1 protein-coding gene and 1 pseudogene (1 of these 2 running past the window's edge) are annotated in these 1033 nt (G+C 28.3%); both read right to left on the bottom strand.

Annotated elements, in window-relative coordinates:
• Window positions 1-216 (bottom strand): alpha-glucosidase C-terminal domain-containing protein (locus G3997_RS11905; RefSeq protein ID WP_442971258.1); only part of this gene is annotated, 216 nt, incomplete at its 3' end.
• Window positions 214-1033: pseudogene (locus G3997_RS05540) on the bottom strand (alpha-amylase family glycosyl hydrolase) (its annotated part continues 103 nt past the right edge of the window); the annotation flags it as partial. The gene G3997_RS11905 and the pseudogene G3997_RS05540, both read right to left, overlap by 3 nt.

Consider the following 1033-nt stretch of genomic DNA (forward strand, 5'->3'; position numbering starts at 1 on the left):
TAATATTTTACAGCTATTATATTTTATAGACTTATCCAATACAAATTCTTCAGTATTCCTATAGAAGTTAGCTACTACTAATATCTTTTCATCATTTAATTCCCTTATATAAGAAAATATAGACTTATGATCTTTATTTAATAATTTAAAATCACCATATACTACAACATCATTTTGCTTTCTAATTTGTATTAGTTTTTTGTAGTGATTAAATATTGAATYTTCATCTTNTAGATTATTTTTRACATTTATATCTACATAATTTGGATTAACCTTTAGCCATGGTTTTACTTTACTAAATCCACCATTTACACTATCATCCCATTGCATAGGCGTTCTTGCATTATCTCGTCCTTTAACATATATAGATTTCATTATATCTTCTTCTTTGTAACCTTCACTCTTTCTTTCCTTGTACATATTAAGTAATTCTATGTCTCTATAATCATCTATATTATCAAACTTAACATTAGTCATTCCTATTTCTTCACCTTGGAATATATATGGAGTTCCCTTTTGCATATGAAGTATAGTTGCTAACATTTTGGCACTTAAAACCCTGTACTCTTTACTATCATTTCCCCATCTTGATACTATTCTTGGAAGGTCATGATTGTTCCAAAATAAACTGTTCCACCCATCATGTTTAAGTTCTGTTTGCCATTTATTAAATACCTCTTTTAATTTTATAAAATTAAGAGGTGCTAAATCCCATTTACTTTTTCCTGGTATTTCATCAAGTCCTATATGTTCAAATTGAAATACYATACTTAACTCATTCTCATCAGGATTACTATAAAGTTTAGCAATCTCGGGTGTCGCTCCCCAAGTTTCACCTACTGTTAATACATCTCTATTTCCAAAAGTTTTAGAATTCATTTCCTTTAGATATTCATGAAGCTTAGGACCATTTCCTGTTATACCTTTATCTGGTTGTTTTCCTATTAAGTCTATAACATCTAATCTAAATCCACCAACACCTTTATCTAACCAGAAATTTATCATATCATATAATTCATTTCTCATATCTTCA

This window comes from Romboutsia sp. 13368 (assembly GCF_018336475.1).
Classification (GTDB): Bacteria; Bacillota; Clostridia; order Peptostreptococcales; family Peptostreptococcaceae; genus Romboutsia.